25 protein-coding genes are annotated in these 21,819 nt (G+C 49.3%); 10 read left to right on the top strand and 15 right to left on the bottom strand.

What is annotated here, in order from left to right:
• Positions 1 to 93: 93 nt before the first annotated feature.
• From BMW71_RS22935 to BMW71_RS22905, 7 genes are all read right to left on the bottom strand, one after another.
• Positions 94 to 744: a DUF4136 domain-containing protein gene (locus BMW71_RS22935; protein ID WP_092178876.1), complete on the bottom strand. Its 651-nt coding sequence runs from the start codon at positions 742 to 744 to the stop codon at positions 94 to 96.
• Positions 745 to 755: 11 nt separating this feature from the next.
• Entirely contained in the window at positions 756 to 1,304 is a 549-nt protein-coding gene (locus BMW71_RS22930) for a DUF4136 domain-containing protein (RefSeq protein ID WP_092178875.1), read from the bottom strand.
• Positions 1,305 to 1,324: 20 nt separating this feature from the next.
• Positions 1,325 to 1,792, bottom strand: a complete 468-nt coding sequence (locus BMW71_RS22925) for a hypothetical protein (RefSeq protein ID WP_244891291.1) — start codon at positions 1,790 to 1,792, stop codon at positions 1,325 to 1,327.
• 144 nt (positions 1,793 to 1,936) lie between these two features.
• Positions 1,937 to 2,590, bottom strand: coding sequence for a hypothetical protein (locus BMW71_RS22920; protein ID WP_092178873.1), 654 nt, complete (start codon positions 2,588 to 2,590; stop codon positions 1,937 to 1,939).
• Positions 2,591 to 2,614: 24 nt separating this feature from the next.
• A complete protein-coding gene (locus tag BMW71_RS22915) occupies positions 2,615 to 4,051 on the bottom strand; it encodes an efflux transporter outer membrane subunit (protein WP_092178872.1) in 1,437 nt (478 codons plus the stop codon).
• Positions 4,048 to 7,224: an efflux RND transporter permease subunit gene (locus BMW71_RS22910; protein ID WP_244891290.1), complete on the bottom strand. Its 3,177-nt coding sequence runs from the start codon at positions 7,222 to 7,224 to the stop codon at positions 4,048 to 4,050. The genes BMW71_RS22915 and BMW71_RS22910 overlap by 4 nt, the downstream gene beginning before the upstream one ends.
• Positions 7,221 to 8,357, bottom strand: coding sequence for an efflux RND transporter periplasmic adaptor subunit (locus BMW71_RS22905; RefSeq protein ID WP_092178888.1), 1,137 nt, complete (start codon positions 8,355 to 8,357; stop codon positions 7,221 to 7,223). The genes BMW71_RS22910 and BMW71_RS22905 overlap by 4 nt, the downstream gene beginning before the upstream one ends.
• 520 nt (positions 8,358 to 8,877) lie before the next feature.
• Here BMW71_RS22905 and BMW71_RS22900 point away from each other — a divergent pair.
• A complete protein-coding gene (locus BMW71_RS22900) occupies positions 8,878 to 9,336 on the top strand; it encodes a DUF305 domain-containing protein (protein WP_092178887.1) in 459 nt (152 codons plus the stop codon).
• Positions 9,337 to 9,342: 6 nt separating this feature from the next.
• Positions 9,343 to 9,864 carry a DUF421 domain-containing protein gene (locus BMW71_RS22895; protein ID WP_092178871.1) on the top strand — a complete coding sequence of 174 codons (522 nt, stop codon included), beginning with the start codon at positions 9,343 to 9,345 and terminating at the stop codon, positions 9,862 to 9,864.
• 338 nt (positions 9,865 to 10,202) lie between these two features.
• On the opposite strand, the gene BMW71_RS22890 is transcribed toward BMW71_RS22895, so the two are convergent.
• Both BMW71_RS22890 and BMW71_RS22885 read right to left on the bottom strand, forming a co-directional pair.
• On the bottom strand, positions 10,203 to 10,538 hold the full coding sequence (locus BMW71_RS22890) for a hypothetical protein (RefSeq protein ID WP_092178870.1): 336 nt from the start codon (positions 10,536 to 10,538) through the stop codon (positions 10,203 to 10,205).
• Positions 10,539 to 10,649: 111 nt separating this feature from the next.
• Complete coding sequence (locus tag BMW71_RS22885) at positions 10,650 to 10,925, bottom strand: collagen-like protein (protein ID WP_092178869.1); 276 nt, start codon at positions 10,923 to 10,925, stop codon at positions 10,650 to 10,652.
• A gap of 480 nt (positions 10,926 to 11,405) precedes the next feature.
• Between BMW71_RS22885 and BMW71_RS22880 the strand changes: the two genes are divergently transcribed.
• The 8 genes from BMW71_RS22880 to BMW71_RS22845 all read left to right on the top strand — a co-directional run bounded on the left by BMW71_RS22880 (position 11,406) and on the right by BMW71_RS22845 (position 16,899).
• Positions 11,406 to 12,455 (top strand): RNA polymerase sigma factor, encoded by a 1,050-nt coding sequence (locus BMW71_RS22880; protein ID WP_218145628.1) that lies wholly within the window; start codon positions 11,406 to 11,408, stop codon positions 12,453 to 12,455.
• 112 nt (positions 12,456 to 12,567) lie between these two features.
• The gene (locus tag BMW71_RS22875) at positions 12,568 to 13,137 is read left to right on the top strand and encodes a Crp/Fnr family transcriptional regulator (RefSeq protein WP_092178868.1); all 570 of its coding nucleotides are present in this window, start codon (positions 12,568 to 12,570) and stop codon (positions 13,135 to 13,137) included.
• A 73-nt stretch (positions 13,138 to 13,210) separates the two neighbouring features.
• Positions 13,211 to 13,660 (top strand): hypothetical protein, encoded by a 450-nt coding sequence (locus BMW71_RS22870; RefSeq protein ID WP_092178867.1) that lies wholly within the window; start codon positions 13,211 to 13,213, stop codon positions 13,658 to 13,660.
• A gap of 2 nt (positions 13,661 to 13,662) precedes the next feature.
• Positions 13,663 to 14,031 carry a DUF4345 family protein gene (locus tag BMW71_RS22865; RefSeq protein ID WP_092178866.1) on the top strand — a complete coding sequence of 123 codons (369 nt, stop codon included), beginning with the start codon at positions 13,663 to 13,665 and terminating at the stop codon, positions 14,029 to 14,031.
• A gap of 83 nt (positions 14,032 to 14,114) precedes the next feature.
• Positions 14,115 to 14,879, top strand: coding sequence for an SDR family oxidoreductase (locus BMW71_RS22860; RefSeq protein WP_092178865.1), 765 nt, complete (start codon positions 14,115 to 14,117; stop codon positions 14,877 to 14,879).
• Positions 14,880 to 14,883: 4 nt separating this feature from the next.
• Positions 14,884 to 15,348 carry an anthrone oxygenase family protein gene (locus tag BMW71_RS22855; RefSeq protein WP_092178864.1) on the top strand — a complete coding sequence of 155 codons (465 nt, stop codon included), beginning with the start codon at positions 14,884 to 14,886 and terminating at the stop codon, positions 15,346 to 15,348.
• Positions 15,349 to 15,357: 9 nt separating this feature from the next.
• Positions 15,358 to 15,870 (top strand): hypothetical protein, encoded by a 513-nt coding sequence (locus BMW71_RS22850; protein WP_092178863.1) that lies wholly within the window; start codon positions 15,358 to 15,360, stop codon positions 15,868 to 15,870.
• A 279-nt stretch (positions 15,871 to 16,149) separates the two neighbouring features.
• Positions 16,150 to 16,899, top strand: coding sequence for a GDSL-type esterase/lipase family protein (locus tag BMW71_RS22845; RefSeq protein WP_092178862.1), 750 nt, complete (start codon positions 16,150 to 16,152; stop codon positions 16,897 to 16,899).
• 224 nt (positions 16,900 to 17,123) lie between these two features.
• Here BMW71_RS22845 and BMW71_RS22840 read toward each other — a convergent pair whose 3' ends face one another.
• The 6 genes from BMW71_RS22840 to BMW71_RS23820 all read right to left on the bottom strand — a co-directional run.
• A complete protein-coding gene (locus BMW71_RS22840; RefSeq protein WP_092178861.1) occupies positions 17,124 to 17,510 on the bottom strand; it encodes a hypothetical protein in 387 nt (128 codons plus the stop codon).
• A 1-nt stretch (position 17,511) separates the two neighbouring features.
• Positions 17,512 to 18,456 (bottom strand): RHS repeat domain-containing protein, encoded by a 945-nt coding sequence (locus BMW71_RS22835; protein WP_262485687.1) that lies wholly within the window; start codon positions 18,454 to 18,456, stop codon positions 17,512 to 17,514.
• Between the two features lie 100 nt (positions 18,457 to 18,556).
• On the bottom strand, positions 18,557 to 18,946 hold the full coding sequence (locus tag BMW71_RS22830; RefSeq protein ID WP_092178859.1) for a hypothetical protein: 390 nt from the start codon (positions 18,944 to 18,946) through the stop codon (positions 18,557 to 18,559).
• A 5-nt stretch (positions 18,947 to 18,951) separates the two neighbouring features.
• Positions 18,952 to 19,566, bottom strand: coding sequence for a hypothetical protein (locus BMW71_RS22825; RefSeq protein ID WP_143057740.1), 615 nt, complete (start codon positions 19,564 to 19,566; stop codon positions 18,952 to 18,954).
• Between the two features lie 159 nt (positions 19,567 to 19,725).
• Positions 19,726 to 20,262 carry a hypothetical protein gene (locus BMW71_RS22820; RefSeq protein WP_218145627.1) on the bottom strand — a complete coding sequence of 179 codons (537 nt, stop codon included), beginning with the start codon at positions 20,260 to 20,262 and terminating at the stop codon, positions 19,726 to 19,728.
• On the bottom strand, positions 20,259 to 21,819 hold a 1,561-nt coding region (locus tag BMW71_RS23820), incomplete at its 5' end, for an RHS repeat-associated core domain-containing protein (RefSeq protein ID WP_177179745.1). The genes BMW71_RS23820 and BMW71_RS22820, both read right to left, overlap by 4 nt.

Raw genomic sequence — 21,819 nt, 5'->3', positions numbered from 1 at the left:
CGCCTACTGCTTCAGCTATAGGCAATTTGAAGCTCTGTCCTACCCCTGGCTTTAGCCAAATCATACCAAATTACAGGCAAAAACCCTGGAACGTCAGAAAGATCCTTCGTTCCCGGCAATTAACCCATCGCGCAGCAGTTGTTTCACGACCGCCGTGGCAAAGGAGGCGGAAAACTTTTGCAATGAAGCGGGGTTGGTGGTTTCGGATTGAGAGGACCAGACCAATTGCTCCGTTTCCGTATCGTACAGGTTGGCCTCCAGGTAGTAGTTTTTATCGGTGGTATAATAGCCCGGATCGTACATGTAGGGATTGTAGGTGCCGTAATACGACCAAAACCGCCCACGAAAGCCAATGCCCATGGGAGCATAGACCGTTGTTCCGGGAACGTAACGGGTCTCGCTGGTTTGATCCAGCAGGGTGACCGTCAGGATGGCTTCGCTCCCCAGTTTCCGGATTTCCTCCAGTATTTTTTCCTTGTCAGCTTCTTCTGATTTAAAACCCGGGGGGATGACGGTAAAGCTTCCGGTGACCGATACGCCCTGGGATCGGATCGTCTCTTCCAGTTGCGCTTCCACCGTTTGCCGTGCCAAAATATTTTGAGTCAGGGCCGTGACAAACAGGCTGGAATAACCTTCGGTTGTTTTCTTTTCGGGACTGGTCCAGGACCCGATGATGCGGACACTTGGAGCACAGGAAGTAAGCAGGAGCAGCAACACCCCTGTAAGTATGGACAATTTTTTCATGGGTGGTGGTGTTATTGTTTGGTCATTTTTTGAAAGAGAAGCTCGACTACATCGTCGATGGTGGCGGGCGTATTTTTTGCTTTCTCGGGAAGGGCGCGCTGGATGGTACCCACCCAAAGGGCTTCCCCGGTTGGATTGTCTACCACATGCATCGTAAGGGTACCTTCCTGGTAGGTGCCTACGGGGATTTCTTCCACCTTCCAGGAGTAGGAGCGTTGGCCGATGTACAGAAAAGGGTCGGTCGCCAGGTTGGTTTCGCGGGTTTGTACTTTGTCTTCCACGACGATACCCAGGTTGACCTTCAGGTCGGGATTGGTGGAAGTTTGTCGCAGGCCGTAGGTTTCCATTTTTTGGCTGATGGCCTCTTTCAGGTAAGCGATGTTTTGCGCAAACTCCGGCGTACCGGTGTCTTCTGCGTCGATCTGGAAGAAATCAAAGGTTTGGTAGGCGCTGAGGTCGAGCGCATCGTACCGTTCGGCGTCCACCAGCACGGGGCCGCTACCGCAGCCATAGGCGATTGCGAGGATGAAGAAAGACAGGATTTTTTGTGCTTTGTTCATGGCTAGCTGGGGTCAATTGATCAAAATTCGTCAATAAAAGGTAGTTCTTGCAAGGTAATGTTGCGGAGAGTGCTGTGGATGTAATTGTCCAGTTGCATAAATTTTGCCGCATCGCGGGCTGAAGTAATTTTCTTGAATTGCTTGTAGTACTTCTGGTGGAGTTTGTTGCGGGCCGCAGTATTTTTCATGATGCCTTTGGCGAGCGAATCGGAAAGTTCATTACCCAGATTTGCGTAGTTTTCCAGGTAGTTGTTGATGAGCAGAAGGCGTTCCCGGGCGAGGAGTTGGCGTTGTCCCTCGTACTGCTGGTAAATGATCCAAAAGCCGGGTGCCACCGATTCAGGCAGATCCATTACGGCTTCTACCAGTTGTTTTTTACCCATGCCAAATTCTGCCTGGATAAGCGTGATTTCGTCGTTGATGTCCTGAGCGATTGCCAGGCTGCCCAGAGAAAAGGAGAGCAGAAAAAGGAGCGCTGTTTTTTTCATGAGGATTTTGGTTTACGTAGCTTACTGATTGGTGAATGCGTGTTTTGTTTATGCTTGGGTAGGGCCTTTACCAGCAGGTACCTGCGTTTCGCCCGTCGGAAAGGGAGTCAGGACCTGCCGGGAAAACCGTCCGTATTTTTTTGGTTACTGCCCGACCCGGAAGACCAGCCCTCCGTCAAAGCCAAACTGGAACATGCTGGAATAGGAGTTCAATCCAACTCCCGATCCACCGGTGCCGAAGTAAAAGCCCCCACCCATGGATTGCACGGCGGAAAACAGGGAAGCTTGCGCCCGGAACGCCAGGTTTTCCAGCAACCATACATTGATGCCTCCGCGTGCACTGTAAGCAAGTTTGGTGGTCGATCGTTCGTTATTGTTGCTGGGATTGGTCAGCGAAAAGATCCCCATTCCCAGGGCAGCGCCGGCGAAGGGTTCCAATTGTTCACTTACCCGGAAATAGCGCGTCCCGTTTAACATAAGCCAGTTCAGTCGTAAATCAAAATTGGTTTGCTGCACCTGTCCTCCGGAGAGTATATTGTCCAGGTAGACCGTGGGGGCGTTGGTGTTTTGCCGGAGGTACTGTAGCTCCAGGCCGCCTCTATCGGGGATGAGGTATTCGATACCGCCCCCAAAGCGCCCTCCGTCTTGAATCTGTCCGTCGTAGTACGAGCTACTGGAATAGTAGGAGTCTACCCGGTCTTTAAAGACATAGCCTCCATACGTATTAATGCGGATCTCCTGACCGAACAAAACCGAACTTAGCCCGGTGAGCAGTAAAATAAATAGACATTTTTTCATGGTAGTTGCATTCGAAGGTTTTGGTTAATTTGTTTGCGTGGATCCGTTTTCAGAAAGCGGTCCCCCACCGACCACCTTGAAATACCGGATATGGGCCGAAAGCAGAGATTGCCGCAGCTGTACCAGGGCCAGTTCTGCATCGAACGCCTGTCGCTGCGATTCCAGGACTTCCAGGTAGCTGGTTACCCCCTGCGTATACCGCTCTCCGCTGAGGTATTGGGCGTTTAAGGCCGATTTTCTCCGTTCCTCGGCCGCAATTATTTCCTGATTGAGCGTGGTGATTTCCACTTTCACGTCTTCTACTTCTCGCAGCGCATTCAGCACCGTGTTTTCGTAGGCAAATAGCTGTTGAAAGGCGCTACTCTGCTCGATGTCCACCCGGCGCCGGAGTTGTCCCCAAAAGAACAAGGGCCCCATGAGTTGTCCGCCGATGTTCCACAGGGGATTGGAGAGATCCCAATTCCGGAAATCATCCGTGATGATGCCGAGGGTGGCATTCAGGCTGATGGTGGGAAGTCGGCTTGCTTTGGCGGCGCCTACCCGCGCATATTGGGCCATGAGTTGGTACTCTGCTTCCAGAATGTCGGGGCGGTTTTCCAGTAGTTCTACCGGAGAAAAGCGATCCGTATCCACATCTACCGCGAGCTCGGGTAAGGAGCGTCCTTTTGGAAGGCGGGTGGGGTTTCTGCCGATCAAAAAATTGAGGGCATTTTCCAACTGAACCGATTTTCGCTGAAATCTTGGTACCGCACCTGCCGCGATGTTTTTCAGGATATTCGATTGATCCACGTCGGTTTGCTGGATGATGCCTTCGTCAAAGCGCGCCACGATGATGCGGTGCATGCTGTCCCTCAGGGCCAGGTTGCGTTCGGCGATTTCCAGTTCTTCCAGCGCCTGCAGCCAATTGAAATAGGTAGCGGCCACGTCTGAAATCAGGGATAGTTGCATGCTTTTTAGCCCGTGCTCGCTTGCCAGGAGGTTGTACCGGGCGGCATCGGATAAGTTCCGCAACCTGCCCCAAAAATCGATTTCCCAATTCAGACCGGCGCCGGCAATAAACAGCTCGTTTACCTGCCCAATTTGGTTGAATAGAAAGTTGCCCCTCTCTGCCGAAGCCTGCGCACCGATTTTGGGCAGTAGCTCTGCATTCTGCAGACGCAGTGCGTAGCGGTTCTGTAGCAGCCTTTCTGCCGCAATATTCACGTTTCGGTTGTAACGCAGGGCGGAACGGATGAGTGTGTCAAGTAAGGGATCGTCAAAATAGCTCCACCATTCCAGGTTTGCATCGCCGGCTTTGGCCAGATCCAGGGTATTGACGCTATCGGCGTCGGCCAGTTCCGCTGGCTCCCCAGATGCCTGGAAGGCGCCAGGGACGACCAGGTCCACGCCGGTATAATTTTTCCCGGCTTTGCAAGCGCCAAGCAGCAGTACGAGGAGTAGGACTTGAAAGATCGTTTTCATTCGTCTGAGGGATTTATGGTTGCAGCCAGCGCTCTTTTTTTCTCGTAGTTGAATACTTTGCCTACCAGCACGAACAGCATGGGGTAGAGAAATACGCCCAGGAAGGTGGCCATGCCGATGCCTCCTAAAAGCGCCATTCCCATTACTTTCCGCGCTTCCGCACCCGATCCCGAGGCCAGAATCAAGGGGAGAATTCCCAGCACAAACGAAAATACCGTCATCAAAATGGGACGGAACCGCAATCGGGCGGACTCGATCGCTGCATCAAACAGGGACAGCCCCTCATCAAATTTCATTTTGGCAAATTCCACAATCAGAATGGCGTTTTTGGCTGCCATGGCGATCAGCAGGATAAGCGAAATCTGCGCGAAAATGTTGTTTTCAAAACTCAGGCTAAAGAGGCGGGCTCCCGCCAGAAAGAGAAAGGCGCCAAAAAGCGCAAATGGCGTCCCCAGCAGGATGCTGAGCGGCAGGGACCAGCTTTCGTACTGAGCGGCCAGTATAAGAAATACCAAAAAGAAGGAGAAGGCGAAAATCAGTCCTGCCGAGCCCGAGGAGGCTTTCTCCTGAAAGCTCATCCCGCTCCAGCTAAATTCCATGGTTTCCGGCAATACCTCCGCTGCCACTTCCTCCAGGGCATTCAGTGCCTGAATGGAACTGTACCCGGTCGCCGGAATGCCCGTCACTTCCGCCGAGCGAAACAGGTTAAACCGGTTGGTGTATTCCGGCCCGCTTACTTCGCGGACGGTGAGAAAGGTACTAATGGGCACCGACTCACCGGCGTTGTTTTTTACGTAGAAGAGGTCCAGCCCCTGCTCGTTTTGGCGGTATTCCGATTCGGCCTGAATGTAGGCCCGGTAGGTTCTTCCAAATTTGGAAAAGTCGTTGACATAGGCGCCTCCCAAAAAGGCGCCAAAGGTTTGGTACAACTCCTGCAGGTTCACGCCAGTTTTCAGCACCTTGTCGGTATCCAATTCGATAAACCGCTGGGGTACGGAGGCCTGGTACTGGGTGGAGGCCCGGGCAATTTCCGGTCGCTGCCGGGCTGCTGCGATAAATGCCTGCGTTTGCTGAAAGAGGTACTGCGGATCTTCGCCCAGTTTGTCCTGGATCATCAGGCTGAACCCCGCGCCGGAACCCAATCCCGGGATGGCCGGGGGGCCAAAGGCAAAGGTAAAGGCATCTTTGATTTCCCGGGAGAGCAAAACGTTGATTTTTTGGGCCACATCCTTGGCTGTCTGATCGGGTCGTTCGTCCCAGTCTTTTAGGGAGATAAACATAAACGCGGCATTGGTGCTCAGCGCATCGGCCAGCATGTTATAGCCCACAGCGGTAGAATAGGTGTCGATTTCCGGTATTTCCTTCAGCAGGCGTTCGATCTTCTGGGAGACCTCGTCGGAACGCTGCAGGCTCGCCGCGTTAGGAAGCTGTGCACTCAGAAATATATATCCCTGATCTTCTTCGGGAATGAAGCCTCCGGGAAGCCTGGATCCGAGAAAGCCTGCGGCCAGCAGGGTAAGAACAATGAATACCGCCCCGCGCTTTAACTTCCCGGAAATAACTGTGGTAAAGGACGTATAGGAGGCGGTGGTGCGGTCAAAGGCCCTGTCAAACCGGTCGAAAAACCGACCCAAAAGTCCTGTCCGGCTTTCTCCTTCCTTTTTTGGCTTGAGTAGCAGCGCACAAAGGGCCGGAGAGAGGGTGAGCGCGTTGATGCTGGAAATGATGACCGACACGGCGATGGTGATGGCAAATTGTTGATACAGCTTGCCGGTAATTCCCGGGATACCGATTACCGGCACAAATACGGCCACCAATACCAGGCTGGTAGCAATGACGGGCGCTGTCACCTCTTTCATGGCTTCGGTGGTGGCCCGTTTTACGCCCAATCCCTGCTCCATTTTGACCTGTACGGCTTCCACTACCACAATGGCATCGTCCACCACGATGCCGATCGCCAGGACTAGCCCCAGCAGGGAAAGTACGTTGATACTGAATCCGAGCAGGGGAAATAGCATAAAGGCCCCGATCAGCGAAATGGGAACCGCCAAAGTGGGAATCAGCGTGGCCCGCCAGTCTTGTATGAACAGAAAGACCACCAATATGACCAATACCAGGGCGACAATAAGCGTCTCAACAATCTCGTCGATCCCGGCTACGATTGGCTTCGTCGCATCCAGCGAAATGCCGTAATCAATTCCCTCCGGAAAGCCTTGCGAGAGGGCTTCCAGTTCGTTTTTCACATCCTCGGCCACCTGTACAGCATTGGATCCGGGCGACTGGTAGATGGAGATCAACGCGGCGTCCGTGCCGTTGGTCCGGGTAAAGGCACTGTAACTTTCTGTACCCAGTTCTACCCGGGCAATGTCTTTGAGGCGAACCTGGGAGCCATCGGGATGGGTTCGGACCACAATTTCCTGAAAGGCCTCCTCGGTCTGTAGCCGCTCCGGTAGCCGTACCACGTAGGTGAACTCGGTGCCCGGCGGTGCGGGTTCGGCTCCCAGCTTTCCTCCCGGCACGATGGTGTTCTGGGCGCGAATGGCTTGGGTAATTTCGGCGATGGTAAGCCCCATCTTCGAAAGGCGGTCCGGTTGCACCCAGATGCGCATGGAGTAATCCGAGGCGCCGATCACGCTCACCCGTCCCACACCGGGAATTCGGGCCAGTCGGTCCTTGATATTGATCATGGCATAATTGCCCAAAAATTGCTGATCGTAGGACTGATTGGGGGAAATCAGGGAGATCAAAAGCAGGGTGTTGGACATGGACTTTTCCGTGGTGACGCCCATGCGGGTGACTTCCTCCGGAAGCTTGGCCATGGCCGAGGACACCCGGTTTTGGGTAAATACCGTATTCATGTCCGGATCCGTACCGATATCAAAGGTGACCTGAATACCCATGGTACCGTCGTTGGAATTGGTGGACTTCAGGTAGATCATGTTTTCCACCCCGTTGATTTGTTGCTCCAGGGCGGTGGCTACGGATTGTTCCACCGATATGGCATTGGCACCGGTATACTTGGCACTGACCCGTACCACCGGCGGAGTGATGTCGGGATACTGCTCGATGGGCAAGCCGGCCAGGGATACCAGTCCTACAGTAACGGTGATGATGGAAATGACAATGGCGACTATGGGCCTGCGGACAAAAAAGTGGTGTTGCATTTCCTTCATGGGTTTTCCGGGTTGAATGACACAAGTTCAGCTGTCACTTTCTGACCCGATTGCACGGCCATCAACCCCTCCATCAGCACTTTTTCGCCCTTGCTTAGTCCGGATTGGATGACAAATAAGTCCTCGAAATCGTCCAGTATTTCCACCCGTTTCTGGGTGACCAGACCGTCGTCTCCCACGACAAAGACGTTGTAAAATCCCTGAAGCTCTACCACGCAACGCTGCGGCACCAGCAAGGCCTGATCCAATACATCCACGATGCTTTTCACTTTGGCATACAAGCCGGGTCGAATCAGTCCCTCGGGGTTGGGAAAAATGCTTTGCACCAGTATGGTGCCCGTACCCGGATCCACGTTTCGGTCCAAAAAGGTGATCTTTCCGGTGTAGGGAAATTTCTCCCCATCGGCCAGGTACAATTCCAGGGGATGGCTGATGCGGTTCCGTCCAGTTTCACCGTCTTCCAGCAATTGTTTATAGAAAGTAATGTAATCTTTTTCGTTCAGAAAAAATTCGACTACCACACTGTCTATTTGGGAGATGGTATTGAGAATGACGGGGTTGGGGCTTTTGCCCACGTATTCCCCTTCCTTTGCTTTGGTTTTACCGATGATACCGCTGATCGGGGCGCGTATCTGGGCATAGCCCAGGTTGACCTTTGCCAGGTTTAGGTTGGCTTCGGCGGCTTTTACCGCATCGGCGGAAGCATCCCTTCGGGCGGTGGCGGCATCCAGGTCCCGCTTGCTGATGGCATTGATGGAGACTAGCGGCTCAATGCGGGCGAGTTCGTTTTCCGCGTTGACCAAATTGACGTTGGCCTCGGAGAGCATGCTTTCTTCCCGGCTCACGTTGAACCGAAAGGGATCGTCGTCGATGCTGTACAGGAGTTGCCCTTTGGCAATCCGGCTGCCTTCCTGGAAATGGAGCTTCTCGACAAAGCCGTCTACCCGTGCCCGGATGGGGATGTCGGCCTTTCCGTATACCTGCCCGACAAATTCTTTAAAGAGGGGAACCTCCCGTTCCACTACCTCTACGGCTTTTAGGTTTGGGGGAGCGGTCTGTTGTACCTGCTTTTCCGAACAAAAGGCGAGAACTAAAGGCGCAAAGAGGTATAACAGCAGAAAATTGTTCTTCATGGTGCTTAGGTTGCGTGATGAAAACGTGACGGCAAAAGTTTTTTTCAAGACACAATATACCACTCATCAAAAAAATATATCCATTATTTTTCATTTTATATAAAAAAAATTGGTGCGTCCGGTCCCAAATGGAAGGAACAGGACCGGGTTATCAACCGGATGATCCCATCGAGCTTGCTTGCACCGGCATTCATTTTCTTGCAGTTGGAGGATTGGGTTTAGGGCACTGATAATCCTTGGGTTATCCCGAACGGATGGGTAGGGGAGCCGGCGGCGATCCTACGTTGATCGCATCCGGCTGCAGCGGGAAGGGCTTGCTGCAGGAGGAGGTTTTTGCGGAAGCCGGCTGCTGATTTTCTTTTGCCTTGCCAAATGATAGCCTACCGTTCGTACTAGTTTCTATACGTTATATGTATTATTTTATACGGTTGATTTTTTTGAGTTTTTTATGGGGCGGATGCCGTCGCTAGCTTCCCGGCCTGCTTTTTGTTTGTTTGAACACAGACAAAAAGCGTTTCCCATGAAAAAATCACCGTATACCTCCTTCGTTTTGATGCTGGCTTGTTCCGCCATTTCCATGTACGTCACCATGTACTTTAATACGTATGCGATCAGTCATGTATTTTTTAGCTGGACCCGGATGTACATGACGCTGATCGGCATTGGAGGCATGGCGATCATCATGTTTTTGTTTATGCGAAAGATGTACGCCAATAAGAAAAAAAATGTGGCCGTGATCCTGTGCAGCCTGTTGCTGATGGCAAGTGCCACCTTTTTGGTGCGGCAGCAGGTACCTATCGCGGATGTGAAATGGATGCGGGCGATGATACCGCATCATTCCATTGCCATCCTGACCAGCAAGCGGGCAGACCTGCAAGATCCCGAAGTGAGGCAGCTTGCCGATGAAATCATCAAGGCCCAGGAGCGGGAAATCGCCGAGATGAAGGCGATGATCAGGCGATTGGAAAATAAGGAATAGGAAAGCATGGAAAATAGTTGGTTTGATAACTGGGAAAGCCTGATCCGGACGATTTGCTTGACAACACTGGGATACGCCGCTATGGTGCTAATTTTACGGATTTCGGGCAAAAGAACCTTATCCAAAATGAATGCCTTTGATTTTATCGTTACCATTGCCCTGGGCTCCTGCCTGGCGACTGTGGCGTTGAATAAAAATGTCCCTCTGGCCGACGGAGTGACGGCTATTATTCTATTTATAGGCTTTCAGTTTTTGTTGACCTGGCTGTCTGTCCGGATAAAGACCATTAAAAAATTAATTACCAGTAGCCCTTCCTTACTGTTTTATAAGGGAGAATTTTTATATCCGGCGATGAAAAAGGAGCGAATCACCGTTGAGGAAATCTATAGCAAAGGCCGGCAAGAAGGTATCGCCACTTTGGACGAGGTCGATATGATCGTTTTAGAAACTACCGGTGATATCACCCTCATTAAAAAGGCAGTGGGAGGCAAGAAACCGACCTATGAAGACGTTAAGGTTGGCACCTGAAACAGCTCCTTTTTCGCAGGTTAAAAGCTTCTGACGTTGAAGGGCTATTGTTCCGGACGCTGAAGAATAGGCAGTTTCATCAATTATCTTACAAAGGGCAAAAGGATCCGTACCGGCAATGGCGGCAGGTAAGCGGAAAAGACCTTCATGCGTTTTTTTCTGTTTTCATGTAGGAGAGCCTCATTTGGGTTCGTTCCCAAATCCAGCAACAAAAGCTAACGGTATCTAACCTGGTTTCGAGTCCGACCCGCCACCGCTTTCATGCAGATCAGGTCAGCCCGCCACCCAAGCCAGTTGCCAGTTGCACGTTTTCCAAAGGCTGTCGTTCGGAAAAACCGCTACTTTTCCAAAAGCCCTTCGGTGGCCAGATAGGCTTCCAGCGCTTCCAGATCGGTAACGTCCACCCGGGCATTTGCCATGCGCGCCATGACCGATCCACTGATCATGACATAGCGCAGGGTATTGGTGGGCACCGTCCAGTTCCGGATGTCGGGCATGGTGCCCTCGGTATTTCGGGTAAAATAAAAGTTAACCGTGAAGGTATTCAGGCTAAAGCCACCGGTATAATTGGTGGTATAAATTTGATTTAGGTGTCGGTAGGTATAGGGCAAACTGGTCCATTGACTCGGCTCGAAAGCCAATCCCAGGGGCACGCGGATGTAGGACAGGACCATGCCGTTGTCTATGATGTCCGCGGTAATATCGGGATCGGTGATCCGTGCAATTTTTGCCGGGAAAAAGAAAAGGGTATTGTTGGAATGCCTGGCTGAGAGGTAATCATCGGTTTAGCTCTCATTGGCGATGGTGACGGTTTTTATCCGAACATTGGCATTTCCGTCGGCCCCGTCCTCTCGGGGCTCTCCTTTTTCACCCTTTGGGCCGGCCTGTCCGTCCTCACCGGGGATTCCCTGCTCGCCCTGTTCACCCGGAGTACCTTGTTCTCCTTGCGGTCCTTGATCGCCCGGAGGTCCTTCGGGGCCTTCCAGCAAACTACAGCCGGCCACCAGGAAAGCCAACGAAAGCAGGTAAATACGGGGGAGGGAAAATAGCGTCGGCTTCATGGCGAATAAAGATTGGATTACCTAAACGGGAAAGCGGGATTTTATCCAAACAATATAGGGTATTTTTTTATTCGTTGCAAAATATATTTTTGTGTAGTCTATAAACGTTAAAATTTGACTTCGTTTTACAGGTGTATACAAGTATTTGTTAGGTATATGTAGGCCCCGTCGGAGAGCCACTGAAAAGGGGCTTCCGCAGTTCTGCGTGAATTCCCGGATGTGTTTTTTTCCAAAAGCAGAACGCTACTTATCGAATTGGATCGACTTTTTTCCGGCATCCCCAAATAAGTTAGAAGAAAAAATCCATTAACTTACGGAATCTGTTGCCAGGCAAGGTAGAGGTGCCCTCGCACAAGCCGGAAAAACCAGCATGGCGCCACTATCCTGCGCGCGACCTATACGGGTAAGAAAGGCTTACGAGCAAATTGGCCGGATAGCCCAGGATTTTGCCTGGGTTAGGAGCAACTGAACAGCAAACAGATGACCCGTCAACTCCTACATCGAATGGTTGGCGGGGTGATCGACCTGGGGACCGTTGTTTTGTACGCCCTGCTACTTTTTGCGGTGACGCGTGGGATCTTTGCGATTGCGGAAAAAGTAGTACCTTGTATGCCCTACCTGCTAACAAAACATAACCACCAAACTCCGGCGACCGTGAATCCTTTCCAGCGCAGCTACCACACCGACCAAACGGACAGCGAACTCATCCAACAGATTTTAGACGGGAACAAAGCAGCGTTGACAAACCTTATCGAGCGCCATCAACCCTTTATCTACAACATCGCCTGGAAAATGACAGGAAGTACCGCAGATGCGGAGGACCTTACCCAAGAGACCCTGATAAAGATTATTGCCAATTTGAGTACGTTTAAACACGAAAGTGCTTTTCAGACCTGGGCTTACCGAATTGCTAAAAATCAGTTTCTAAACGATCAAAAAAAGGCACCTAACATCTTTGCCAATAGTTTCGAAGAACTAGGAACTCGTTTAGATGCTGCTCCCAACACGGATTTATCTGAAAGCGAAAAAAAGGAACAGCAAGAAGCCATTCGAGAAGTAAGGCTGCAATGCCTTTCCGGTATGCTCCTTTGCCTGACCAAAGAACAACGGATGGTGTACATAATCGGCGAGATTTTCGGGGCGGACCATAATATCGGTTCTGAAATTATGGAAATAAGCAAGGATAACTACCGAATGAAGTTGAGCAAAGCCCGAAAAGACTTGTATAATTTTATGCAAAACAAATGCGGTTTGGTCAACAAAGCCAATCCCTGCCGGTGCCATAAGAAGGTAACTTTTGCCACCGAAAATGGGATGGTGGATGCGAAGAATCTGCTTTTTAACCGAAAAGAGTATTCAACCTTCAAAGAACAATTGGCGCCCGATGCAGATTTTTTGGTAGATGACTCGGAAGTAAAATATGCGGAACTGCATCAGGAACACAGTTATAAAACCAAGTTCGATAAGAAAAATTTCCTGATAAAAATTTTGGAAGATGCCAATTGGCGGAGCCGCTTGAACTTGAATTAAAAAATCCGTAAAAAGTCTTTACACATGCGCGCTTTTCTTGTCCAATAAAATAAGTTGATAGTTTACCTTTGGTTGTGGGTAATTTTATATTCAGAAAGGTAAAGAAATAGGCATGAGAGCATACATTGAACAAATCACCGGAAACTTACCGGATGAGGATTGGACGCTTTATCAACAGCACCTGAAGGGCATGCGGGCGGAAAAGGGACAACTCATCCTTGGCCTGCATAAGCCTTGCCAAACCATTTGGCACATGACCAAAGGTGCAGTAAGAAAGCTTGAAATGGATAACGGTGTTGAAAAAACCACGCACTTTTACGTCGCTCCAAAAGTATTTACCGTTTTGCATAGTGCCCTTACCGGTGAGCCAAGCGATCTTTCGATCATTTGTGAGGAGGATTGCGAGTTCCTAACGCTTGACATAGCGCAACTCCAAAATTTGTATCAACAATCCATCTATATAGAACGCGTCGGAAGACGAATGGCGGAAGAGGAGTTCATCGAAGAATTTAGCATGCGCAGGATGTTTCTCAAGCTGGATGCCTTGCAACGTTATGAATACATGGAAAAAAACCATCCTGAAATTCTTCGACGATTTCAGTTAAAGGATGTAGCTACTTTCTTAGGAGTAACGCCAGAAACATTGAGCAGATTAAGAAAGCTTCGGTATTCACGGCAGTAATTGGCGAACTTATCATTTATCAAGTGGATTCCGAAACGCGAGTCTTACTTTTCGAAAAAATGATCTACATGCCATGAATACGCGTTCTTTCAAAAATCCGCTAGACAAGAACCTACCCCGGCCGATACGGACGGGCGTATGGGCAAGCGTTGTCTCTGCATTTATGCTTATCGGTATTGGCCTGTTTTGGGTAATCCACCCGACTTCGGCAGAGGCCTCTTTTTCTATTGTTGCCGATTCGGATGCCGCTATTCGGTTCGCTAAAATCACGGCCATTTTTAAGGCAGTGGGCGATGTACTCCCGCCCATTTTCGTGTTGCTTGCCATTGGCTTCCATCAATTTAGGCTGGCGGGACTGTTTCATGTGGTGACGCTCCTGCTGGTCATTGTGGTGGATATGCTTACCTGGGGGACCTATGTGCCCCAGGTACAGCCGCTGGATGTACTGCAGCATATCCCATTTGCCATTCCCATCATCGTTGCGGCTTATTGCTTTCTAAAACCAATCGCTAAAACTTCATAACAATGCTGCTCTTTATTCGTATTTTCCTGGTGCTCTATGGGCTGATTGCTGTTGCCACCGGGTTTATGGGCACAACCGCTGCCTACAATCCGGCTGCGACAGATGCCCTAACCGATAACAACCATCGCTATGTGGCCGCGATCTGGATGGCTACCTCACTGGCGTTTTTCTATGTGGCCTGGAATCCATCAGAAACTGCTTTATTCCGTTTTTTGATGATCGCCATTTTTATTGGCGGCATCGTCAGAGCCGCCGCACTTACGAATTATCCAGCGACTCCCTTTCTCATTTTCCTGATTGCAATTGAATTGATCCCAACCGTTTTGTTGCTATGGATGCACACTAAACTTTTGACTGCCGGGTCACTTTAAAACGAATCATTTATGATTGATCGTTTTTTTCAAAGTCTTTACACATTTCCCGATCCCCTGTCTAACTAAAAAAAAGCTAAGAAATGGTCATATCCAACCAAAAAGTACTTATCACAGGGGGTGGTTCGGGCATCGGGCTTGCCCTTGCCAAAAAATTCCTGTCCCATCACAACACGGTGATTATCACCGGTAGGAACCTACCCAAACTGGAAAAGGTATCGGCGGAGCTCCCTGGCATTCGTGTTTTCCAAAGCGATGTCACCCAAGAGGAAGACGTCAAAAAGCTGGCGGATGCTATTCAAAATGAATTTGGAGGCATCGATGTATTGATCAACAATGCGGGAATCATGCTGCTGCGGGATATGGGGAATGAACGCAACGATTGGCAAAAGCAATTGGAAGAAATAGCCATCAATTTTCAGGCACCCATCCGGATGTTGCATCACTTTTTGCCGCAACTAAAACGGAGCAAAAATGCCGTGCTGGTCAATGTGTCTTCCGGCTTGGCATACGTCCCTTTCGCGCAAGCACCGGTGTATTCGGGCACCAAGGCGGCAGTGCATTTATGGACACAGGCCATTCGACCGCAACTCAAGCCGCACGGCATCAGGGTGGTGGAATTGCTTCCGCCGGTAGTGGATACCAAGCTGGCGAAAGACGCCAATTTGAAAGACGATAATCTCAAACCCATGGCCGTCGAAAAATTGGCCGACAGCTTCTGGAAAGCGTATGCCAGGGGTACGGAAGAAATCACACCGGGACTTTCGACTCAACTGAAATGGTTGGCCCGTGTCGCACCGAAATTTATTTTCAACCAACTGAACAAACAACCCATTCCTTTAAACTAATACCATGAAAAAGATTCTTCCGTACATTTCCCTCATCGGCATTGCCGCATTTTTGGGCAATATGCTCGTTATCGGGTTTGGCTTTGGCAGCTATTGGCAAACGCTGGAACCCATGGAATTTATGAAGCAATTTACGCTTCAATTCCCCAACCTCTTGCCCCCCACCATGGGCATTTTATTGCCGGCTTTGATTGCCACCATCGTCTTGGTTGTTCAATCGAAAGGGCAAAAAGAAGTCCGCAAAAACTGGAGCATTGCGCTGGCCGGCTTGGTCATCGCCTGTACCATTACCAGTGTATATCACCTGCCCGCTAATTTGGGTTTTATGGAGTCGGCCTATTCCGCCGAAGAAGCGGCAAGCAAACTCAACTGGTGGATGCGGTTACACTGGGTACGAACGATCACCGTCTTTGTAGCGGCCATTTTCGCGGTAAAAGCCTTTAAATTAGCTTCGATCACAACGTCCTAACAAAAATCCATGGACAATTTCACGATTTTCAATCTGCAAACCGTTGCCGGTTTACTCACGTTTTACTTCGCGTTCAAATGGTATGTATTCCCAAAACTGGCCAAACTTAGTATCAACGATGCCTTGGTGCCGATGGTGCTTATTCACGGACTCCGGTATCTGGGAATGGTCTTTATGGTCGATACGCAAGTATACGACGAATTCCCGGACGACCTGGCGTTTACCATTGGCGTCTGGGATTACGCCACCGCCATTCTTGCGGTGATTACCGCTTTTGCCTTGCGCCACCAATGGACCTACGCCATCCCACTCGCCTGGGTTTTCAATGTGTTCGGTTTTGCCGACCTGATCGTCGCCTTTCCTCAGGTATTTGCGATTGAGTTTTACAGGTACGACTTAGGCACCATGTGGTGGGCCTTTTCGACCATTGGGCTGGTCAATGTAATTTCGCACGGGTATATTTTTTACAGACTTATCCTCCACCGTAGCCGGACCCGGCCGCCTGTTCTGGCAAAAACGTAGCAATGGCGGGAAAAAAATGAATGCAAGCAGGATGCGATAGATCGGAATGGTTTGACTTTTTTTCGCCCTCCTTGGCACCTATACAAAAAAACGTACTATCTTTCCTAACAATCTGATAAACAAGCTAGTTAGCCATTCACGGAATCCGCTGCGCGCACCAAGGCTACCGGATTCTGGCAGTGGGCCAACGGGCAGCCTGGCGCGGGGGGTATAAATCAGGGGGGAGAATTCTTTTGGTTTTTTTGGGAGATATACGTGATACCAGTAGTAAACGATATAATGACACTAACCATGAAATGCATCGCCATTATCCTGGCATTGGTACTAGTCAATGCCTGCGGTAATGAGGAGGGTACCACATCCAAACCGAAAAGCACCTCGATTAACAAAATACTTCCCCTGGGAGCTTCCAGGGTGGAGGGTTTTCGGCCGCACTTCGAGAGTTACCGGTATGAACTTTGGAAAGCGCTGAAAGAGAACGACTGGGTATTTGATTTTATCGGAACGCAGTCGGATGCTGCTTCCTACCCCACGTTTGATGGGGAGGCGTTTGACATTGACCACGAGGGAAGAGGCGGTTTTACCTCCGGTGAGATCTTGCAAGGCCTGGACGGTTGGTTGGCGCAAACGGGGCCGCCGGACATCGTGCTTTTTAGTTCGCCGGGGGGCAACGATATGCTCGACGGCCGTCCCTATGACCAAAGCCTTTCAAACATTCGCGCCATCATCGACCGGCTACAGGCAACGAATCCGAATGTAACGATCATTATTGAACAGCCCGCACAGGGTCGGTCCGATTTTATGACCGCGACCACCACTGCTGCTTTTGGGCAAATGCGGCAAGACGTGCTGAGGATTGCCGCAGAACGAAGCACCGTCACCTCTCGGGTACTGGCCGTGGATATGTTTACCGGCTTTACCGACGGGTTGCTGGCCGATGAGGTACATTACAACCAGGCAGGGGCCGAATTTATAGCCAGCCGCTACTACCGGGTATTGGAAAATGTGCTGGAAGCAAAAAACGAGTAAACCAAACCAACGCCCCGCCCCACAACAAAAGGGCTTGCCTTGTGCAAAGGGAATGGATCGCAACGTCCCCGGGTAGGACCGAGAAATTCCAAAAGCCTAAAAAAACAGAACTTCTCCTGTGCTTGTTCGCCAACTGCAACCTGGCGAATCCAGAGCTGCCAGACACCAGCGATCCATCCAGTCAGCGAAGGAGAAGTTGCCTCGCTAACTGGATGGATTGCCTTTCAATTTTCTCTTGGGCGCTTTTTCAAAAACGCCGGTATTTCCTCCCAGCCTTCAAATGGGGCTTTCAGCGTGTCGGGAACGGGGTAGTCCCAGAGGATTCTGCTTTTTTTTATATCCTTTATCGGGACTTCGATAAGGTAGTTTTTGCTTACTATTTTATTTGTCCCTAAATAATTTGAAGCTTTATTCCTTTTTCCATAATAATCAAAAATAAAATCAATAGACGTTCCCTGTCCATAAATTCGATAAGTCTTTTCTAATTCTCCGACAACATAGTTTTTTTCAAAAGCATTATATCTGTTTTCATACCATTGATTTCCGAAATATACAGCCAGTAGTACGAGTACTATCTTTATTGCGGTTATAAATTTAGATTTTCTGTTCATTTCACTGTTGTATTTTCATTGCTTCACCAACTAATACTCTAGAAGATCCGTTAATGGAAGAGACAAGTTTTATTACACTTTTATTTATTTCAGAAATATCCAGCAATTGATTAAAACTACGATTGTATCCCCCAATTCCCATATCTATTGTTGTTTCGTAGATTGACTTTTTATTGCCTATGCCAAAGGATGTAGAGAATCCTTGATCTGGTTTAATATCAATTAAGGCACTACTTATGAATCCCCATTTCCCAAACAATCCTGCAAATCCAATATCGGCAATATCCACGCCTGATAAATTGCCCCTAAAAATCAAGTTTGCTCCCATCTGCAACCCTGCCTCCATCCCCATTCGTTGAACGACCTGGGCACCCAATCCCTCGACCATACCCCTAACCAACGCCGGGGAAGCGGCTGCTGCTACCATGCTGCCGCTAATGCCATAAGTAACCATTTTGCCAATCCCGTCTAAATACCGGCTGTTCCTGGATGCCAGGGCTTCCGTTTCGCTGAAGTGTAACTTCCGGCCCCGCTGGTACAAGTCCCGGGCGGCTTGTAGCCCCTCCCGGTAGGCCGTTTGCCCCAGGTTGCGGTAAACGGGGTTTCGACTCTGACGCATAAGCTGCAGTTGGGACTCCAACATCATCCGGTTACTATGGTTCGGATTGCTGCTTACCGTCACTAACGGGAGCTGGAATTCGGGGCAATCCTCACAGTTTGGTGCCAGGCCCGTGGGGTCCGCAAACAACAAGGGGTTGTTGAATCCAAATGCCATCGGGCTGACGGACGCGTACAGGTCGGAGAGTTTGTCCATGCCCCAAAACCTCCCCAGAACCGGATCATACATGCGGTGAGGGGTTTGGTATAGGCCCAAACGATCCAACCAATAACTCCCGGCGTTAAACCTATACTTGTTCTCCTGCCGATCTTTCTCCCGGTACTCCAGCCCGCTATGCTGTAGCCTTGCGAATCCAGAGTTGCCGGATACCAGCGATCAATCCAGTCAGCGAAGGAGAAGTTGCCTCGCTAAGCGGACGAATTGCATGTCAATTTTCTCTCGGGCGCTTTTTCAAAAACGCCGGTATTTCCTCCCAGCCTTCAAATGGAGCTTTTAGGGTGTCGGGAACGGGGTAGTCCCAGAGGATTCGGCTTTTTCCAATGTCCTTTATTGGTACTTCAATAAGGTAGGTTAATTGATTTTCGGAAATCTCATTTTTTCCAAGAAAGTTATCGGATTGAAATTTTTCACCCCAATAGTAGAAATAAAAATTAATCCTACTTCCTTGGTTAGGAAGTCTATATTTTTCCCCCAATACCCCAATGGTATAATTTTTTTCAAGACTTGAATAGTAGTTTTCAAATATCATATTCCCAAAATACACAGCCAATAGTACCAATATGATTTTCGAAATAGCGATGGTTAGTTTCTTATTCATTGTTACTATTCGTTTGTTGAAACCTTTCCAGTTAAAATCCTAGCCGTACTATTGATGTTTGAAATGATGGAAATTACCTCCCTATCTATTTCAGAACTATTTAGAAGTCTATTGTAACCAAAATTAAACCCACCCACACTTAGATCAAGTGCAGTTTCTGAAATCCGTTTATGATTTCCAATTCCAAATGAAGAGCTAAACCCATCGTTTAAATTAATATCAACAAGAGCTTGCGAAAAAAAGGCGGATTTCCCAAATAAACCAGCTAATCCAATATCAGCTATATCGACGCTTTTCAGGTTTCCGTTAAACAGAAAACTCATCCCCATCTGCAATCCTGCCTCCATCCCCATTCGTTGAACTACCCGGCCACCCAATCCCTCGACCATACCCCTAACCAAAGCCGGGGAAGCGGCGGCTGCTACCATGCTGCCGCTAATGCCATAGGTAACCATTTTGCCAATCCCGTCTAAATACCGGCTGTTTCTGGATGCCAGCGCTTCCGATTCGCTGAAGTGTAATTTCCTCCCCCGCTGGTACAAGTCCCGGGCGGCTTGCAGCCCCTCTCGGTAGGCCGTTTGCCCCAGGTTGCGGTAAACGGGGTTCCGACTCTGACGCATAAGCTGCAGTTGGGACTCCAACATCATCCGGTTACTATGGTTCGGATTGCTGCTTACCGTCACTAACGGGAGCCGAGATTCAGGAAAGCCTATGAAGAATGTTGAGCGTATCCGGAACAGGATTAGCATTTATATCATAGCCTTGCTTATGCTTTTCCATTAAGGAAGCGGCGGTAAAAGGTTGAAACTATAAATAACCAAGGCAATTGTGCTAGCTACAAATGCTAGAGACAATACCCCATATTTTCGTTTTTCCTGCTTTGATCGTTTATCAAATTTTTTAAAGTATTTTATGTATTTTTCATTTTGAAAAACAAATAGATGGCTAATGAAGTAAGCCCAAGCAAAGCAGAAAACGAACGGATGCCAGGAAAAATTTAAAGGATAACCCAATAATCTATTCACAAATAGAAAGCTCGCCCAAATCACGAAAAAAAGAAATACGGTCAACGCTGCACCAGATATCATTATCCCGAAGCCATATCGTCTATCTGTCCAAAACTTGTTTCCAAATTCTTTTAAGCTCGTGCCTTGTTCTCTAAAATTCCTTTCCACTGACGGAATTTTTCCTATAAGCAAAAATGGATTTATTTTATTTGATAGTAGGTGAATCTTATAATCCATTTTATATATGCAGTAATGTACAATATTTAACCAAAGTTCTATTTTTGCCATCATTGTTGCTTTTTTTATCACCAATATTTAGCTTTATGAAGTTGATCAATTGCGGCCTCGCTAGCAAACTCGCCTAAATAACTTCCTCCCATTCCTAATCCAAAACCACCAATTACACCACCGATTACAGCACCAGGAATTGCTCCCGCCCCTCCAAAGAAAGAACCTGCTGCCCCTCCAATCAATACACCTGCTTTAGCTCCTGCTAATCCTCCCAATATACTTCCTGCACTTCCGGCAGCCGCCCTCTGGGTATTATAGCCAAATTCTTCTCCGTCAACTTGATATGCTTTTAAGGTTAAATAAAAACCAACCCCTAATGATCCAATTAAAGTAGCCTTGCCCGCCAATCTATATGATCTTGCTGCTTGTAAAGCTCCAGCTCTGCTTCCAGTATACTGGTTTCCGCCCCACTTGACCGAATAATACTTTTCGTTTTTGCCAAGCCATAAACCCTGACTTGTTGCCAGTCCCTCGAATCCCCCATAAATGCCCCCTCCAATAGTCAATGCGAGGTTTACCTGATCAAGCGCATTATTTTCTAACCTTGAGGCCTCAACATTAACTCCGTCAAGCATTCCTCCATCTCGGGTCCATTGCCCATTTCCAAACGTATATTCGGCACCTCCACGTGACTGATACACCTGCCCCTCGCTTGGATTTTTCACTTCTTCTTCACATTCAGGACATCTCCCATCGGGGTCATTGTACGTTATCGGGTTGTTCCACATAGCAGCATACGGTGATTTATCGAGTTGTTTCTGATGATCGGCCAGAGGGTCAACTGTAGACCATCGTGCAACACTTGGATCATAAAGCCTGGCACCAAAATCATATAGATTAAGCTTAGCGTCAGAGATTAAATCTTTACCATTAAATCCGTACCTACTCTCCTGCCGATCTTCCATCCGGTACTCCAGCCCGCTAAGCGCTAGCCCCCAGGGGTCGTAGTGGTCTTCCTGCACCACCAGGGGACTCAGGGTCTGTACCCGGAAGTCGTCAAACCAGACATCGGTCTCGGTCTCGTTTACCAAAAAGGCTTCCATATACCCATCCTGTTCAATATAAAAATTTACCTCCAGAAATTCGTGTTTTCCGGCCGCTTTTTTTGATAAGGCCCTTTTTCCCTGGCGGTAGAGTTTTCCTTCGCTATCGTATAACGCGTACAACAGATAGGCCTCGGGTACCGGTTTGCGCTGGAGCGACTGGATCAGCAGGTCCGCCAGCGAAAGCCAAAGCACCGGGTTACCGGCTGCCGCGGGAGCATTTCTAAATTCGGTCAGGCGGTCGAGCAGCTGGGTTTTGGCGCCACTGGCGATAAAGGTCTCCGGCTTTACTGACAAGCCGCGCCTATCCCGGTATTTGCCGCGGACCGAAAGGAGTACCTGCTCGCCAATTGCAACCTCTTGCCTCCTGGCAGGACCGAGAATTCTCCCCCGGCCGGCATTCAGCCAGGCCGAATGGCTGCCTCCGGGCGTGCTATTGTGTTCGACACCGGATTGGCGGGTTTGGTGTACGCCTTCAAAGTTGTTGGTTTCCTGGCTGCTTCGTGCCGGCTCCATGCTGGCCGTTACCGTG

The sequence above is a fragment of the Cyclobacterium xiamenense genome (assembly GCF_900109255.1).
Taxonomy (GTDB): Bacteria; Bacteroidota; Bacteroidia; order Cytophagales; family Cyclobacteriaceae; genus Cyclobacterium; species Cyclobacterium xiamenense.
The sequence above is the reverse complement of the archived record's forward strand: the minus strand, read 5'-3'. Positions and strand labels throughout refer to the sequence as shown.